The sequence below is a fragment of the Vibrio sp. 2134-1 genome (assembly GCF_033339495.1).
In genome coordinates, this window is the sequence record NZ_JAWOUS010000491.1 from 1 (window position 1) to 665 (window position 665).

The following is a 665-nucleotide window of genomic DNA, read 5'->3' on the forward strand; positions in this document are numbered from 1 at the left end:
CCGAATCAAGTTAGTTCGAGTCTATCCGAAGAAGAAAAAATCAACGTCCAAATAACCAAAACAAAAAGCCTGACTCATGTCAGGCTTTTTGTTTTGTGTTGCCGTTCCAAAAGAACTTAGTCTACGCGCAGCTCTTTTAGCATTGATTCTGGCAAAGCCAACTCGTCGTTTTTATTAACAGACACACCTGCGGCTAGAATGTTCTTGGCAATTTGCTGTGCTTCTTCTAAAGAATGCATCGCTGCAGTACCACACTGGTACTCATTTAGCTCAGGGATTTTGTTCTGGCTTTCCACTTTTAGCACATCTTCCATAGAAGCAAGCCATGCGTCTGCGACTTGCTGTTCAGAAGGCGTACCAATGAGACTCATGTAAAAACCAGTGCGACATCCCATCGGTGAGATATCAATGATTTCCACACTGTCACCATTTAGGTGATTGCGCATGAAACCTGCGTACAAGTGCTCTAGTGTATGAATGCCTTTCTCTGAAAGAATGTCTTTGTTAGGCGCAGTGAAGCGTAAGTCGAAAACCGTAATGGTATCTCCTTTTGGAGTTTGCATGGTTTTCGCGACACGCACTGCTGGTGCATTCATGCGAGTGTGGTCTACGGTGAAGCTATCGAGTAAAGGCATTACAGCTCTCCTGATCGTAATTCCAACACC

1 protein-coding gene is annotated in these 665 nt (G+C 44.4%); it reads right to left on the reverse strand.

The window, feature by feature from the left end; genetic code table 11:
- Positions 1-116 precede the first annotated feature (116 nt).
- On the reverse strand, positions 117-635 hold the full coding sequence (luxS, locus tag R7R78_RS26820) for an S-ribosylhomocysteine lyase (RefSeq protein WP_005462534.1): 519 nt from the start codon (positions 633-635) through the stop codon (positions 117-119).
- Positions 636-665 lie beyond the last annotated feature (30 nt).